Raw genomic sequence first — 17214 nt, forward strand, 5'->3', positions numbered from 1 at the left:
AACAATTTTTGAGTATTGAATTACGCTTTGGTTAGTGTTAAAATGAAGAATAGTGGTGGCATCGGAGCTATTACCGATGCTAAATTTATATAAGGAGTTAATTACAGAATATGGGTATTATAGAAAAGATTTTCGGAACCCACAGCCATAATGAGCTGAAAAGAATTTATCCGATCGTAGACCGGATCGAAGCTCTTGCTCCTGCGATGGAGGCGCTGTCAGATGAGGAACTGAAAGGAAAAACAAAGGAGTTTAAGGACAGACTGAATGAAGGAGAGACGCTTGACGACATTCTTCCTGAGGCTTATGCCGTTGTAAGAGAGGCAGCATGGAGAAGTATCGGTATGCGTCATTACAGAGTACAGCTTATCGGTGGTATTATTCTGCACCAGGGTCGTATTGCCGAGATGCGTACAGGTGAAGGTAAGACGCTTGTGTCTACACTTCCGGCTTATCTGAACGCACTTTCAGGAAAAGGCGTCCATATCGTTACGGTCAATGATTATCTGGCAAAACGTGACGCTGAATGGATGGGAAAAGTACATGAATTTCTTGGATTGACAGTCGGTGTTATTTTAAACGGAATGGACAATAAAGAGCGCCGTGCGGCATATGACTGCGATATTACTTATGTAACGAATAATGAACTCGGATTTGACTATCTGCGTGACAACATGGTCATATATAAAGAACAGCTCGTACAAAGAGGTCTGAATTTTGCGATCATCGATGAGGTTGACTCTGTTTTGATCGACGAGGCGAGAACGCCGCTTATTATTTCCGGGCAGAGCGGAAAATCGACAAAGCTTTATGAAGCGTGTGATATTCTTGCCCGTCAGCTTGAACGTGGCGAGGCAAGCGGAGAATTCTCCAAGATGAATGCGATTATGGGAGAGGATATCGAAGAGACGGGTGATTTTATTGTCAATGAAAAGGAAAAGGCAATTAACCTGACAGAAGACGGAGTTAAGAAAGTAGAGAAATTCTTCCATATTGAAAATCTTGCCGATCCGGAAAATCTGGAGATCCAGCATAATATTATCCTTGCTTTGCGCGCGCATAATCTGATGTTTAAAGATCAGGACTATGTTGTGAATGCAGAAGGAGAGGTTATGATCGTCGATGAATTTACAGGACGTATCATGCCGGGAAGACGTTATTCGGACGGGCTGCATCAGGCGATTGAGGCGAAGGAACACGTAAAAGTGCGCAGAGAGAGCAAGACGCTTGCGACGATCACATTCCAGAACTTGTTTAATAAATTTGAGAAGAAGAGCGGTATGACAGGTACGGCTCTTACAGAAGAAAAAGAGTTCCGTGATATTTACGGAATGGACGTTATAGAAATCCCGACAAACAAACCGGTTCAGAGAAAAGACCTTGAAGATGCGGTATATAAAACAAAAGCAGAAAAATATCATGCTGTCGTTGAAGAAGTAAAGAGAGCTCATGCTACAGGTCAGCCGGTTCTTGTCGGAACGATCACGATAGAAGTGTCCGAACTTTTGAGCGGTATGCTGAAAAAAGAAGGAATCAAACATAACGTTCTGAATGCGAAATATCACGAGCAGGAAGCAGAGATCGTAGCGGATGCAGGTGTTCACGGCGCCGTAACGATCGCGACGAACATGGCAGGTCGTGGTACGGATATTAAACTTGATGAAGATGCGAGAGCGGCAGGCGGATTAAAGATTATCGGTACGGAAAGGCATGAGTCAAGACGTATTGACAATCAGCTTAGAGGACGTTCCGGTCGTCAGGGAGATCCGGGTGAATCAAGATTTTATATTTCACTGGAAGATGATCTTCTTCGTCTGTTCGGTTCGGACCGTCTTATGGGAGCTTTTAATGCGCTGGGTGTTGCAGACGGGGAACAGTTGGAGCATAAGATGCTTTCCAATGCGATAGAGACAGCACAGAAAAAACTGGAGACAAACAACTTCGGTATCCGTAAAAATCTGCTTGAGTATGATCAGGTTATGAACGAGCAAAGAGAGATCATTTACGGAGAGAGAAGAAGGGTTCTCGACGGCGAGAGCATGAGAGATACCGTCTATAATATGATCACAGAATATGTTGAAAATATTACAGACCGTTTCGCCTCTCCGGAAGCGGCAGCAGAAGACTGGGATGTAAAAGGTCTGGAGCTGAACTTGCATAAGATTATTCCGATGATGGAGCTTCCGTCAGAGAAAGAATGTATTGATATGCGTCAAAAAGAGCTGAAACATCTCTTGAAAGAACGTGCGGTGAAAGCGTATGAAGTGAAAGAAGCGGAATTCCCGGAAGCAGAACAGATCCGAGAGTTAGAGCGTGTCGTACTTCTAAAAGTAATCGATGCAAGATGGATGGATCATATCGACGATATGGATCAGCTTCGTCAGGGAATCGGTCTTCAGGCATACGGACAGAGAGATCCGCTTGTTGAGTATAAGATGACAGGGTATAATATGTTTGGCGAGATGACAAATATGATCGCCGAGACAACGATCCGTACACTGTTCAATGTTCGTGTCGAGCAGAAAGTAGAAAGAGAAGAGGTAGCGAAAGTTACAGGAACAAATAAGGATGACACTTCCGTACGCGCTCCGAAAAAGCGGGAAGATAAGAAAGTTTATCCGAACGATCCATGTCCTTGCGGAAGCGGGAAAAAATACAAACAATGCTGTGGAAGAAAACCGGTGTAATAGACGGTATTATAAAAAACAATAGAATCCGTATAATAAAAGATAAGACAGGATTTGTATAATAAATGAAAGAGGTGATCAAGGTGGTTTTGTTAGATGAACTGAAGTTAAGACTAAGCGCATATGAAGAACCGCTGAAAGATTTGAGGGATTCACTTTGACTTAGCTTCTAAGAAGCTGCGGGTTGAAGAGTTGGAGAAGCGTTTGGAAGAACCGGGATTTTGGGATGATCCGGAAGTTTCCCAACAAGTAATGAAAGAATTAAAAGGGCTGCAGGACTCTGTAAAAGAAATCGAAAAGCTGTATTCAGATTATGAGGATATGATGCTTCTGATTGAGATGAGCGAGGAAGAAGACAGCGAGGAAACAGCGGAAGAGATTGAAGAAGAATTGCAGCAGTTTGAAGAGACGTTTGAAGAATTGCGTATCGGGACACTTCTTACAGGACCATATGACAGAGATAATGCGATCGTGACGCTTCATGCCGGGGCGGGCGGTACAGAATCTTGTGACTGGACCGGAATGCTCTACCGTATGTATACGAGGTGGGCGGAAAAGAAAGGGTACAGTATCGAAGAGCTGGATTATCTTGAGGGAGATGTGGCAGGAGTAAAAGGCGTGACTTTTGAGGTGAAGGGCGAGAATGCATACGGATATCTTCGCTCGGAAAAAGGAGTACACCGTCTCGTGCGTATTTCTCCGTTTAATTCGGCAGGAAAGCGTCAGACATCATTTGCATCCTGTGATGTGATTCCGGATATAGAGGAAGATATCGATATAGAGATCAATGACGATGATCTGAAGATCGACACATATCGTTCCAGCGGCGCGGGAGGTCAGCATATAAATAAGACGTCCTCGGCAGTGCGTATTACGCATCTTCCGACCGGAATCGTAGTTCAGTGTCAGAATGAACGCTCTCAGCATATGAACAAGGATAAAGCGATGCAGATGCTCAAATCAAAGCTTTATTTGATGAAGCAGCAGGAACAGGCGGAAAAAATGTCTGATATCCGCGGAGAAGTAAGGGATATTAATTTTGGAAATCAGATCCGTTCCTATGTCATGCAGCCGTATACGATGGTGAAAGATCACCGTACAAATGCGGAAGTAAGTAACGTAGGCGGAGTGATGGACGGAAATATCGATCCGTTTATCAACGCATATTTAAGTGCAAATACAGAACAGGCATCCGAGCAGTGATCGGAAGCCTGTTTTGGCTAATAGTGGTTTTGTGAAATGTTACGAACAGAAAAAGGGATAGGAAAGGAAGAATAGGATGATAAGTATAGCGGTATTGGGATATGGCACAGTCGGTTCGGGAGTTGTAGAAGTGCTCGAAAAAAATAAGGATGTTATCAATCAGAGAGCAGGAGATGAAATCAGTGTCAAATATGTTCTTGATCTGAGAGATTTTCCGGGAGATCCGATACAGGAAAAGATAGTGCATGACATTGATGTGATCATTAATGATCCGGAAGTTCAAATCGTAGTGGAAGTAATGGGTGGAGTAGAACCGGCGTATACATTTGTAAAACGGTGTCTGGAAGCGGGAAAGAGCGTGGCGACATCCAACAAAGCGCTTGTGGCAAAGCATGGCGCGACTCTTCTGTCTATCGCAAGAGAGCGGGAGATCAATTTCCTGTTTGAAGCAAGTGTAGGAGGAGGTATCCCGATTATCCGCGCGTTAAATTCTTCGCTGACGGCAGACCGCATTGAGGAGATTACCGGAATTTTGAACGGAACGACAAACTATATGCTTACGAAGATGTTTTATGAAGGTGCTCAGTACGACGAAGTGCTTAAAGAAGCGCAGGATAACGGCTTTGCGGAGCGCAATCCTGAGGCTGATGTAGAAGGATATGACGCATGCCGGAAAATCGCGATTCTTTCTTCTCTTATTTCAGGACATCAGGTTGATTTTGAAGATATTTACACAGAAGGTATCACGCAGATAACAAAAGAAGATATGATGTATGCAAAAGAGATGAAAATGACGATCAAACTTCTTGCATCGAGTAAGCGTGACGGCGACCACCTCCATGCGATCGTTGCTCCGGCGCTTCTTGGAAATGAACATCCGCTTTATAGCGTAAACGGTGTGTTCAACGCAGTGTTTGTAAACGGAAATATGCTTGGAGACGCAATGTTTTACGGAAGCGGAGCAGGAAAACTTCCTACGGCGAGCGCTGTTGTAGCGGATGTTGTAGATGAAGCAAAACATCTTCACAGAAATATTATGACAATGTGGAAAAATGAAAAGCTGGAACTTCTTCCGATAGAGGATACGGAAAAACGTTTCTTTGTACGGATCAGCGGCGACGAAAAAATGCGTCGGGAAGAAACAGAAGCGGCATTTGGAGCAGTGACTTTTGTGAGAGCGGAAGGTCTTGAAAATGAGTTCGGTATCATAACAGAAGTGATGACAGAGGGAGCATACAGAAAGATCGCGGAGAAATTTGAGGGAATCCTTCATATGATCCGTGTTGAAGAGTAAAATAAAGAGGACGAAAATTATGAAATATATCGTTATTTTATGTGACGGAATGGCAGATGAACCACTGGAGTCTCTGTCAGGGAAAACACCGCTTGAAGCGGCAAAGACTCTGAATATGGATCGTCTGGCAAAAAACGCGGAGATCGGGATGGTTCAGACAGTTCCGAAAGGAATGTCTCCGGGAAGCGATACTGCAAACCTGTCGGTGATCGGATATGATCCGAAGAAGTATTATTCAGGACGTTCTCCGTTAGAAGCTTTGAGTATCGGCGCGCAGATGGGGGACTTGGATGTGTCTTTTCGGTGCAACCTTGTTACATTGACAGAGGATGAAGATTGTTATGAAGAACGCACGATTCTTGATCACAGTTCGGGAGAAATATCGACAGAGGATGCGGCAGTTCTTATGGAAGCATTAAGTAAAGGGCTTGCAAAAGACGGATATCATTTTTATGTAGGAACGAGCTACCGTCACCTGCTGATCCAGAATAACGGACATGTGACAGAATTGACGCTGCCTCATGATATTTTGACAAAGAAGATCGGCGGATATCTCCCGGAAGATGAAGTGCTTCGGGAAATGATGGTGAAAAGCTACGATATATTAAAAGATCATCCGATCAATATAAAACGCAGGGAAGAAGGGAAAAACCCAGCCAATTCAGCATGGTTTTGGGGAGCGGGAACGCGTCCTGCGCTGACTTCGTTTGAAGAAAAAAACAAAGTAAAAGGCGCAATGATCTCTGCTGTCGATCTGTTAAAAGGAATTGCAGTAGGCGCAGAAATGGATAATATTACGGTAGAAGGAGCAAATGGCGGACTCCATACAAATTATGGAGGAAAGGCTGAAGCTGCGGTGAAAGCGCTTACAGAGGACGGCTATGATTTTGTTTATGTACATATTGAAGCGCCGGACGAGATGGGACATCAGGGAAGTACGGATGATAAGATCAAAGCGATTGAATTGATAGACGACCTTGTGATCGGTCCTGTGGCAGAAGGACTTGAGCAGGCGGGTGAAGATTACAGGATGCTGATTCTTCCGGATCATCCGACGCCTGTGCGCGTGCGTACTCATACAGGTGATCCTGTTCCGTATATGTTGTATGACAGCACAAATGCAGTAAAAGGACAGGATGAGTATTCTGAACGGACGGCACAGAAAACGGGGATCTTCAGAGAAAAAGGAGATCGTTTGATCGATCATCTTTTGGAACGTGAATAATTGATTTTGCAGGAAAATAAGCAGAGAAAAAGAAAGCACCACTTTGTGTTGAGGTTGAGTTTGCAAAGACAAAACTTGCAGCAAGGAAGGTGCTTTCTGCGTTTAGAAGCAGTTTCAGGCTTGACAGACATTCTTATTTTGATGTAAAATAGCCGTTGTAAAGTAAAAATGATTATGAAAGTGTTGAAGAGGACAGTAAGCTGTCCGGTCATCTCAGAGAGGGATCTGTATGGTGTGAAGATCCTGATGTTCCGGCTGACTGAATACCACCTCGGAGCGGCCTTAATACGGCACGGTGATTCCGTTATCATCACATGAATTAAGATGGTTTTCTGACGAAGACAAACAGGGTGGAACCGCGGGAGTTTTCCCGTCCCTGTGTGGAGTGTTTCCGTGCAGCATAGATTCATAGATAAGAGGCATTCCGTATGGAGTGCTTCTTTTATGTTTGCGGACAGGGAAGAATAACAAAAAGAAAGGAAGAAAAAGATGAAGATCACATTAAAAGACGGATCAAGCAAAGAATATGCACAGCCGATGAGTGTTTATGAAATTGCGCTTGATATTAGTGAAGGGTTGGCAAGAGTTGCTACGGCAGGGGAAATTGACGGAGAGGAAGTTGATTTAAGAACTGTTGTTGACAAAGATTGTGAATTGAATATTTTGACATTTAACGATGAAAAAGGAAAAGGAGCTTTTCGTCATACAGCATCTCATATTATGGCGCAGGCGATTAAAAGGCTGTATCCCGATGCGAAACTTGCGATCGGACCGTCGATCGCAGACGGATTTTATTATGATATAGACAAGGAGACTCCGCTTACAGCAGAGGATCTTGATAAGATCGAGGCTGAGATGAAGAAGATCGTAAAAGAGAATCTTGAGATCAAACAGTATACAATGCCAAGAGAAGAAGCGATTGCGTATTTTAAAGAAAAAAATGAGCCTTATAAAGTAGAATTGATCGAAGATCTTCCGGAAGGCGAAACGATCAGTTTCTATTCACAGGGAGAATTTACCGATCTGTGCGCAGGTCCGCATCTTATGACAACAAAACCGGTGAAAGCATTTAAATTAACAAGTCTTGCAGGCGCTTATTGGAGAGGCGACGAACATAATAAAATGCTTCAGAGAATTTACGGAACTGCTTTTTCCAAAAAGGCAGAGCTTGAAGAATATCTGACGATGATTGAGGAAGCGAAAAAGCGTGATCACAGAAAACTTGGAAAAGAACTCGGTCTGTTTATGATGCGCGAAGAAGGACCGGGATTTCCGTTTTTCCTTCCGAACGGTATGGTTCTGAAAAACACACTGCTTGATTACTGGAGAGAGATTCACCGCAGAGCGGGATATGTAGAAATTAATACGCCGATTATGTTAAGTCGCCATTTATGGGAAACATCAGGTCACTGGGATCATTATAAAGAAAATATGTATACAACAGTAGTTGATGAGGAAGATTTCGCAATTAAACCGATGAACTGTCCGGGCGGAATTCTTGTGTATGAGTCAGAGCCGCGTTCTTACCGTGATCTTCCGATCCGTATGGGAGAGTTGGGACTTGTGCACCGTCATGAAAAATCAGGTCAGCTCCACGGATTAATGAGAGTTCGCTGTTTTACACAAGATGATGCGCATATTTTCATGACGCCGGAACAGATTAAAGATGAGATCAAAGGCGTTGTAAAACTGATCGACGAAGTGTATAGTTTGTTTGGATTTAAGTATCATGTCGAGCTTTCTACACGGCCGGACGACAGTATGGGAAGTGATGAAGATTGGGAAATGGCGACAGATGCTCTTAGAAGCGCGCTTGATGATATCGGACTTCCGTATATTGTAAATGAAGGGGACGGAGCTTTTTACGGTCCGAAGATCGACTTCCATCTGGAAGATTCTATCGGAAGAACGTGGCAGTGCGGTACGATCCAGCTTGACTTCCAGCTTCCGCTTCGATTTGAACTTGAGTATACAGGAGCGGACGGAGAGAAGCACAGACCGATTATGATCCACCGCGTTGTATTCGGTTCTATCGAACGTTTCATCGGAATTCTGATCGAGCATTTTGCGGGCGCATTCCCGACATGGCTTGCTCCGGTACAGGTGAAAGTTCTTCCGATCTCTGACAAATATCTTGATTATGCAGGTAAAGTGCTTGAAGATCTGAAGGAGGCGGGTATTCGCGCAGAAATTGACAGTCGTGCGGAGAAGATCGGATATAAGATCCGCGAGGCACAGATGAAAAAGATTCCGTATATGCTCGTTGTAGGAGCGAAGGAAGAAGAGGAAGGCAAAGTATCTGTAAGAAGCAGATTTGCCGGAGATGAAGGTCAGTGTGGTCTGGAAGAGTTTATAGAACAGATTAAAGAAGAAGTTGCAGCAAAGAAACTCAGAGAGACAGTGCAGGATAAATAAATCATAAAATAAATTAAGAAGAGTTCAGAACAGATGATACTATCATACTGCTGAACTCTTTTTTGTATTGGGATCAAAATGTAAAAGAAAAAACATCTGTTTTAAGGTTCTTCTTTTTTGTAAGATTCATCGGTGGAAATTGTGACCGGAATGTCGATGATCTTATGCGGAGTAATATTTTTAACTAAATATTCAAATAAAGTTTTGATCAATAAATATCCTTGGTTTACCGGTTCTTGTCCCAATACGAAATCAACAACCTGTGTTTGGAGCAAGTGAATGGAGCCTTCTGTAAGATCGTGACAGATCACATGGATATTCTCAGAATCATCTATGATATCCAAGGCGCTTCCCACTCCGGCTATACCGCCGCCTGTAATATAGATTCCGTCCAGATCGGGAAGTTTGTTACAGTATTCTAAGGTGATGCGAAAGGCATCTTCTTTTTTATCTTGATTTTCAGAAATGCCGACGATTTTGATATCCGGTCGTGTTTCCGAGATTTTATTTTGAAAACCAAGCAGTCTTTGCTGATGGCATGAAAGTTTTGTACTGCTGATAATGATTCCTATTCTGGCATCTTTCGGAAGAATCTTACACATTAATCCGGCTGCGGTTCTTCCGCCTTTATAATGATCCTGTCCGATAAAGCATAAACTTTTTACTTCGGGAGCAGGAGAGTTAAAGGTGATTACGGCGATTCCTTTTTCGATAAGGGAGTTAAGAAGGGCGTAAACATTTGGGTGATCCAGAGGAAAGACTGCCATTCCGCTGACTCCGTTTTCAGTTAAATCGTTAATAATCCGGATTTCTTCGGAAGGATCAAGACTGGTCATCAGTTTGATGATTACTTCGATTCCAAAAGCAGAAAATTCCTTCTTGGCACGGTTGATTCCCGAAATAATATCATGGATAAAGGGGTTATAATCCGGTGTTAAGATGACCCCGATTTTTAAGGATTCCTTTTTAGATACTAACGCTTTGGCAAGGAAGTTCGGTTCATAGTGCAGTTCTTTTGCGATTTTCAAAACTTTTTGGCGCGTTGCCTCGCTGACTCCGGAACGATTGTTTAGTACCCGGTCTACAGTACCTCGAGAAACGTTTGCCAGCTCTGCAATTTGTTTTACGGTTACCGCCATGTAATAATCACCTCCCATATAATACCATTTTTACTGCTAATAATATAACATAATATCGTGCTCGTGTCTAGTTACAAAAAATAAGAGTTTGTGCAAAAAAAATATATGTAACATACAACTCAATATAAATGTAAAAAATGCACAAAAAATACAGTGAAAAAATGGTGAATATATAGTATTGAAACAATAAAATGAACATGGTACTATAAATACAAGAAAAACGTGCACGAGCACGAAAAAGAAGGAGGATGAAGATGAAATTTGGAACATTATATTCTTATTGGGGAACAAAATGGCAATGTGATTATTTGAAAACATTAAAACGAGTTTCAGACATCGGATTTGACATTTTGGAAATGGGTGCTCCTCACTTGTTGGAAATGTCAGATTATGAACTTTCAGAATTGAGGCGCGCGGCGAAAGATATGGATATGGTATTGACGGCAAATATCGGACCGGCAAAAGATAAAGATCTTGCTTCTCCTGATCCGGATATACGAAAAGCGGGAGTAAACTATTTGATCGATATATTAAAAGCAATGGAAAAAGTAGGATCTAAATCACTTGTTGGAGCAATGTATTCTTATTGGCCGTGTCAATTTGAAATAACGGATAAGGAAGCTGCCTGGGAGAGAAGCATCGAGGGGATGAAAGAGGTTGCAGAAGCTGCGGAATCATTGGGAATCGAATGCTGTCAGGAAGTTTTGAATCGATATGAAACTTATATTATCACAGATTGCAGGGAAGGATTGGAATACTGCAGGAGAGTCGGAAGTGAAAACGTTAATCTCCTTCTTGATACATTTCATATGAATATCGAAGAAGATAATATTCCGGAGGCTATCCGGCTTGCAGGAAGAAAATTGGGCCATCTGCATGTGGGAGAATCAAACAGAAAGCTTCCGGGAATGGGATCCCTTCCTTGGAGAGATATCGGACGGGCGCTAAGAGATATCGGATATGAGAAAGGCGTCGTTATGGAACCGTTTCTTCTTCAAGGAGGAGAGGTCGCTCGGGACTGTAAAGTGTGGAGAGATTTAAGTGGGAATGCAGATGAGAAAATGCTGGATCGCTATATAAAAGAATCTTTAACATTTTTGAAACATGAATTTACGTTTTGAGGAGAGGATATGAAATGGCAGAAATTTGGACGATGGGTGAAATGATCGTGGAAATTATGCGGGAGAAAGAAAATGAGCCACTGGATAAAGCAGGAGTTTTTCGAGGACCTTATCCGAGCGGAGCACCGGCGATTTTTATTGATACAGTGGCGAGACTCGGACATAAGGGCGGAATTATCGGAGGAGTAGGCAAAGACGATTTTGGAAAATGTCTGTTGGACAGATTGAAAAGTGACGGAGTCGATGTGTCGCATGTGATTGAAAATCCAAAAAAAGCTACAGGATGTGCGATTGTAACATATTTTGATGATGGCTCCCGAAAATTTATTTTTCATATGGGGAATACTCCGGCTGTTGAAGCGAAAGCGCCGCAGAAGGATGTGCTGGATGGAGTTCGGTATTTTCATGTAATGGGCTGTTCTTTGTTTGCTGATATAGAGTTTGCAAAAGAAATTTTAAAAGCGGCACAAACGGCAAAAAAAATAGGGGCGAAGGTTTCTTTTGATCCGAATATCAGAAAAGAATTAATAGGGGAAAAAGAGACGGATAAAATTCTGGAGAATCTGATGCGGTTGACGAATGTTTTTTTGCCCGGGGAGGAAGAACTTCTTTTGTTGACAGGAAAAGAAACAGTGGAAGAAGCTGTTGAAGAATGCTTTAAAAATCCTGAGCTTGAAATATTGGCATTAAAGCAAGGTTCGCGGGGGTCAAAGATTTATACGAAGGAAAAAACGGTTGAAACAGGAATTTACAGAATTCAGCCTGTAGATGCAACCGGAGCCGGAGATAGTTTTGACGCGGCGTTTATCTGCGGACTGTGTGAAGGAAAGAGAATTGAAGAGGCGGCGAAAATGGCAGCAGCAGCAGGTGCGATTAATACAGCGGCGTTTGGTCCTATGGAAGGAAAGATCAGCGTGGAAGCGATAGATAAGATGATAAAGGAGACCAGCTATGAAAAGTCAACCATAAATTAGCAAAAAATTTCTTTTTCATATCGGTGGTAAAAAAGGGTAACTTTAATAGAGCTCCCTTAGGGTGCTTTTTCAAAATCTATCGATATAGGTATACAGATCTCTTACTCGAGGTTAAATTCTACTTCGTCAGTGAGCATCTTCCAGATGACTCTGACAAGCTTGCCGGCACAGTGCCCAAGTGCATTGTAGTGAGACCGGCCTTCAGCCCTCTTGGCATCATAATAAGCCTTGAAGGTTGCGTTGTTCCTGACAACGTTCCAAGCTGCATTTACAAGAGCATATCGTAAAACACGAGAGCCACGTTTGGACATCCTTGTTGTCTTAGCCTGAAAGTTACCAGACTGATAAACAGAAGGATCCAGGCCTGCAAAAGCAAGCAGCTTGTTTGGATTGGAGAAACGGTGAATATCGCCTATTTCACCAAGGATCATTCCACCATTGATATAACCGATACCAGGAATGGTCATGATGACAGAATCGTTAAATTTCATGATATCCGTCATCTCAGCTTCAATCTTTTCTAATTGGCTATCCAGTAACTCGATTTGTTGAATGGTTTGAGTTATCTGAATAGATATAGCGCTGTCGTTGGCACCGACAGACTTCTGTGCGAGAATTCTTAATTCTTTGGCCTGCTCTTTAGTAAAATGTCCGTGCGAGTTCACTTTGAGCAGATTTGCCAGATGAGTCATATGCATGGAAGCAATCTCTTTTGGAGAAGGTGCTTCTTTTAAAAGAGCATAGACAGCATTCTGATGCAGACCGGATTTGAAAAAGTATTGAATCTCCGGGAATACTTGATCAACATAGGTTGTCAGTTGGATTTTCAATCGGGTGCGTTGCTTAATGGTTTTCTGCCGAAAGCGCCCCAAGGCCTTAAGATCCATCATATCGAGATCAAAGAAGGTAATAAATCTTAGGTCATCCTGCATCATAAGAGTTTTAGCAATAACAAATGTGTCGACCTTATCTGTCTTTGTTTTACGAACATTGTTCTTACGCATCTGACAGGTTTTGATGGGGTTCAACACACACACTTGGTAGAACTCAGCAACAAGGTATCGAACAAGGTTGTCACCGTAGTGTGCCGTCGACTCAAGACCGATGATGATGCTGTTCTTATCGAATGATTCGAGCTTAGAGACCAGCAGTTGGAAGCCATCAGCGTCGTTTGTGAATTTGAACGGCTCAATGAGTATTTCACCGTCCGAAGAAATCGCAGCGGCGAAATGGTTGAGTTTGGCAATATCAATGCCTACAAAAATTTTCATGAGGTTGTACCTCCCTTTCATAAAGTCTGATACCATGATGTCCACCATCGATTATCATCGTAGACTTGATAGAAATAAGTACTCTGAGTGAAAAACACTCCGGCAACATCCAGCTAATAAACAATTCAGATAAAGGTAGCGGCAATACACTCCAGTCGAGTAGTCAAGGCTACAGGGAAAAATCAAAAGTCCATAGTATCTGAATTGTATTGAACCACGATATTAAAAGAAAGGAAACGTGTGATAATTAACTTCCTAATTATCATACAAGGAATGAAAATGAAAAAAGTAAATATCGGAGTAGCGGGACTTGGATTTGGAAAAGAATTTGCGGCGATTTACTGTGATCATCCGCTTGTTGATAAAGTGGCGATCTGTACAAGGAATCCCGAAACTTTAAATAAAGTGGGGGAAGAACTCGGAATTCCGGAAGAATTAAGATTTACAAATTATGATGATATGATTTCACATGAAGAATTGGATGCGATTCATATTGTGACGCCGATTAAAGAACACTATCCTCAGTCGATCAAAGCGCTAAGAGCCGGGAAACATACTGCATGTACAGTTCCGATGGCGACATCTTTGGATGAGTTGAGAGAGATTGTAAAAACATCCAGGGAAGTTGGAAAAATCTATACGATGATGGAAACTTCGCTTTATACAAGAGAATACCTTTATGTAAAGAGATTAAAAGAAAATGGTGAACTTGGAAAAATTCAGTATTTAAAAGGTGATCATATGCAGAACATGTCTCTGGAAGGCTGGGGAGACTACTGGCAGGGATTTCCGCCGTTTTGGTATGGCACGCATGTACTGTCACCGATTCTGGATCTGGCCGGTACAACAGCTAAGAGTGTGCGGTGTCTTGGAAGCGGAAGGGTAAATAAAGAAAGAGCTGAACATTACGGGTGTCCGTATGCGGTAGAAACCGCTACATTTAGATTGAGAAACAGCGATATCGTAGCAGAGGCACATAGATGTCTTTTCGAGACAGTACGTCAGGTAAGAGAGTGTTTTGATGTTTACGGAGATAAAATGTCGTTTGAGTGGGAGCCGACGGCAGACGAAGGACATACTATTTTCACAGGCATTGATGATTTTACAAAGTTTACAGCTCCGGACACAGCGGAACTTTTGCCAAAAGAGATTCAAAAGTATACGTTGCGTTCAGCTATTAAAGATCCAAATCAGCCGTCCTTTATACAAGGAAGCGGGCATGGAGGTTCTCATCCTCATCTTTGCAATGAATTTGTGAATGCGATCGTAGAGGGAAGACAGCCGTATATGGATGCGGTTCGCTCGGCAAATTATACGGCGGCCGGTATTTGCGCACAGGAATCAGCAGACCATGGCGGAGCAGAAGTAGAAATACCGGATTTTGCAGAAGAATTTTAAGCTGTTTAGGAGGGACTTATGGAAAAATTACTGGAAATGAAAGAAATCTGTAAGTCTTTTGGGACGAATAATGTCCTGAAGAATGTGCAGTTTGATCTTTTTGCCGGAGAAGTTCATGCCTTGATCGGAGAAAACGGAGCAGGAAAATCTACACTAATGAAAATATTAATGGGTATGTATAAAAAGGATTCGGGAAGTCTTTCTGTTTTGGGATCAGATGAAGCGTACACAAATCCGGATCAGGCGCTCAAAGCCGGAGTTGCCATGATTCATCAAGAACTCAATCCGATTCCGGATATGTCTGTTGCTGAAAATATATTTCTTGGGAAAGAAAAAAGAAAATGGATCTTTACGTCTAAAAAAGAGCAGGAAAAAGAGTCAAAAAGATATTTGGATATGTTGGGAATCGATCTGGAACCGTCTGTACTGATGAGAGAATTAAGTGTTTCTGAAATGCAGATGGTGGAAATTGCGAAAGCACTTTCTTATGGGGCAAGAATTATTATCATGGATGAACCTACTTCTGCAATTACAGAAGCGGAAGTGGAGAAATTATTTCAAAATATAAAAATGCTTAAAGAACAGGGAACAGGGATCATTTATATTTCTCATAAAATGGATGAATTGTTTGAAATATCGGATCGCATTACAGTGCTTAGAGACGGACAGTATGTATTTTCAAAAAAGACAAAAGATCTTTGTCCGAATGATCTGATCAAAGCTATGGTAGGGCGTGAGATCACGGAAATTTATCCGGAAAGTAAGAGTAAAATCGGCGAAGTGATCCTTAAAGTAAAACATGCTTCACGGAAAGGCGAGTTTAAAAAGATTGATTTTGAACTTCGGAAAGGTGAAAAACTTGGAATTGCCGGATTGATGGGAGCCGGAAGAACAGAATTGATGATGGCTGTTTTCGGAGCGGCGAAACTGGAAGAAGGTGAGATTGAAATAGGCGGAGTTCCTGTCAGAATACAAAGTCCGAAAGATGCAATCAGGCAAAAAATAGCGCTTGTGACCGAAGATAGGAAACGTTACGGTTTGAATTTGACGGCATCAGTCGAGGATAATGCGGTTTCTGTAATTGAGAGCAGTCTTTCCAAATTTGGATTTTATAGAAGAAAGTTGGGAAGAAAAGCTGCGGAGGAAATGATCAGCCGTATGAACACAAAAGTTACGGGAATGGATCAGATTGTCGGAAGTCTTTCGGGTGGGAATATGCAAAAAGTTGTTCTTTCAAAATGGCTTTTAAATGATCCTGATATTATCATTTTTGATGAACCGACAAGAGGAATTGATGTTGGCGCAAAAGCAGAGATATATAAGATTATAGAGGAATTAGCCTGTAAGGGAAAGGGAATCATTATTATTTCGTCGGAAATGCCGGAGTTGATCGGGTTAAGTCAAAGAATTATTGTGTTGCATGAAGGAGAACAGACCGGAGAATTGCGAGGAAAAGAGATGACGCAGGAAAATATTATGACTCTTGCATCGGGATACAGAAAGGAGGAAAAAGAATGAAAGTTTTAAGTAAAAATTCTGTTATGGAATTTGTAAAAAAGACGGCAATACTCTGGGTTATGATTATTCTGATCCTTATTTTATCTGTTATCAGTCCAAGCTTTTTCAGAGGGCAGAATCTTCTGAATATTATAAAGCAGGCGTCTATTACAGGGGTAATCGGCGTAGGGATGACATTTGTTTTGATCACAGGAGGGATTGATCTTTCCGTCGGATCTGTAATGGCGTTATCGGGAACAATGGCTGCATCTGTAGCTGTGGCAGAAAAAAATATGCCGATTGCTCTGGTTATTTTAGTTGGAGTCGGACTTGGGGCGCTGTGCGGACTTATAAATGGAATCGGTGTATCATACATTGGATTTCCGCCGTTTATTATGACGTTGGGCATGATGACGATTGCAAGAGGGATTCCCCTTGTTTTTACAAACGGAACTCCGATCTTCGGACTATCTGAAGAGTTTAATATGATTGCGAATTCAAGAGTTTTAGGAGTACCTTCACTTGTGATTTTCCTTGTGATCACTGTTTTAGCGGGACATATTATCCTGAGTAAAACTGTTTTGGGAAGACGGATTTATGCAGTGGGAGGAAATGAAGATGCAGCGAGGTTAAGCGGTGTGTCCACTGCAAAAGTAAAGTTGTTTGTTTATGTTTTTTGCGGAATTTTATCGGGAATTGCAGGAATTTTGATTTGTTCAAGAATTACGTCGGGGAATGGCACTGTGGCGGAAGGGTATGAAATGAACGCTATTTCGGCGGCAGTAATCGGCGGTGTCAGCATGACCGGAGGATCGGGAAATGTTCTTGGCATGGTTGTCGGGGCAATGATTTTAACGATTATTCAAAACAGTTTTGATATTATGGGAGTAAATTCGTTTTATCAAAATATCATTAAAGGAATTATTATTTTACTCGCCGTATTTTTGGATTTAAGAGGAAAGAAAAAGAAAAATTAAAAAATGAGTTTTA

12 protein-coding genes and 1 other annotated feature are annotated in these 17214 nt (G+C 42.1%); of the genes, 10 read left to right on the forward strand and 2 right to left on the reverse strand.

All coding sequences use genetic code 11. The annotated features are described in order from the left end of the window. Window positions 1–110: 110 nt before the first annotated feature. The 5 genes from secA (at window position 111) to thrS (ending at window position 8824) form a co-directional block, all read left to right on the forward strand. Complete coding sequence (gene secA, locus ACH9UM_RS03095; RefSeq protein WP_004846474.1) at window positions 111–2687, forward strand: preprotein translocase subunit SecA; 2577 nt, start codon at window positions 111–113, stop codon at window positions 2685–2687. An 83-nt stretch (window positions 2688–2770) separates the two neighbouring features. Next, a protein-coding gene (gene prfB / locus ACH9UM_RS03100; RefSeq protein WP_114148667.1) for a peptide chain release factor 2 occupies window positions 2771–3890 on the forward strand; the annotation gives its coding sequence in 2 pieces (ribosomal slippage) (window positions 2771–2845 and window positions 2847–3890; 1119 coding nt in all). A 76-nt stretch (window positions 3891–3966) separates the two neighbouring features. Next, on the forward strand, window positions 3967–5184 hold the full coding sequence (locus tag ACH9UM_RS03105; protein WP_004846471.1) for a homoserine dehydrogenase: 1218 nt from the start codon (window positions 3967–3969) through the stop codon (window positions 5182–5184). A gap of 19 nt (window positions 5185–5203) precedes the next feature. Continuing rightward, window positions 5204–6409: a cofactor-independent phosphoglycerate mutase gene (locus tag ACH9UM_RS03110; protein ID WP_400091932.1), complete on the forward strand. Its 1206-nt coding sequence runs from the start codon at window positions 5204–5206 to the stop codon at window positions 6407–6409. Window positions 6410–6583: 174 nt separating this feature from the next. After that, window positions 6584–6790 (forward strand) — a binding site (T-box leader). 108 nt (window positions 6791–6898) lie between these two features. Further along, window positions 6899–8824 (forward strand): threonine--tRNA ligase, encoded by a 1926-nt coding sequence (thrS, locus tag ACH9UM_RS03115; RefSeq protein WP_004846467.1) that lies wholly within the window; start codon window positions 6899–6901, stop codon window positions 8822–8824. Window positions 8825–8925: 101 nt separating this feature from the next. Here thrS and ACH9UM_RS03120 read toward each other — a convergent pair whose 3' ends face one another. Beyond that, window positions 8926–9963, reverse strand: a complete 1038-nt coding sequence (locus tag ACH9UM_RS03120) for a LacI family DNA-binding transcriptional regulator (RefSeq protein WP_009242715.1) — start codon at window positions 9961–9963, stop codon at window positions 8926–8928. A gap of 254 nt (window positions 9964–10217) precedes the next feature. On the opposite strand from ACH9UM_RS03120, the gene ACH9UM_RS03125 reads away from it, so the two are divergent. Together ACH9UM_RS03125 and ACH9UM_RS03130 are read left to right on the forward strand one after the other, a co-directional pair. Further along, complete coding sequence (locus tag ACH9UM_RS03125) at window positions 10218–11084, forward strand: sugar phosphate isomerase/epimerase (protein WP_009320692.1); 867 nt, start codon at window positions 10218–10220, stop codon at window positions 11082–11084. Between the two features lie 14 nt (window positions 11085–11098). Further along, the gene (locus ACH9UM_RS03130) at window positions 11099–12058 is read left to right on the forward strand and encodes a sugar kinase (protein WP_227077302.1); all 960 of its coding nucleotides are present in this window, start codon (window positions 11099–11101) and stop codon (window positions 12056–12058) included. 101 nt (window positions 12059–12159) lie between these two features. On the opposite strand, the gene ACH9UM_RS03135 is transcribed toward ACH9UM_RS03130, so the two are convergent. Next, a complete protein-coding gene (locus tag ACH9UM_RS03135; protein WP_009243756.1) occupies window positions 12160–13329 on the reverse strand; it encodes an IS110 family transposase in 1170 nt (389 codons plus the stop codon). A 279-nt stretch (window positions 13330–13608) separates the two neighbouring features. Between ACH9UM_RS03135 and ACH9UM_RS03140 the strand changes: the two genes are divergently transcribed. From ACH9UM_RS03140 to ACH9UM_RS03150, 3 genes are read left to right on the forward strand one after another with little or no spacing between them, the layout of a single operon-like run. After that, complete coding sequence (locus tag ACH9UM_RS03140; RefSeq protein WP_400091938.1) at window positions 13609–14727, forward strand: Gfo/Idh/MocA family protein; 1119 nt, start codon at window positions 13609–13611, stop codon at window positions 14725–14727. A gap of 18 nt (window positions 14728–14745) precedes the next feature. After that, a complete protein-coding gene (locus tag ACH9UM_RS03145) occupies window positions 14746–16245 on the forward strand; it encodes a sugar ABC transporter ATP-binding protein (RefSeq protein ID WP_004846462.1) in 1500 nt (499 codons plus the stop codon). Next, on the forward strand, window positions 16242–17201 hold the full coding sequence (locus ACH9UM_RS03150) for an ABC transporter permease (RefSeq protein WP_004846461.1): 960 nt from the start codon (window positions 16242–16244) through the stop codon (window positions 17199–17201). The genes ACH9UM_RS03145 and ACH9UM_RS03150 overlap by 4 nt, the downstream gene beginning before the upstream one ends. Window positions 17202–17214 lie beyond the last annotated feature (13 nt).

It is taken from the genome of Mediterraneibacter torques (assembly GCF_044591705.1).
GTDB lineage: Bacteria > Bacillota > Clostridia > Lachnospirales > Lachnospiraceae > Mediterraneibacter > Mediterraneibacter torques.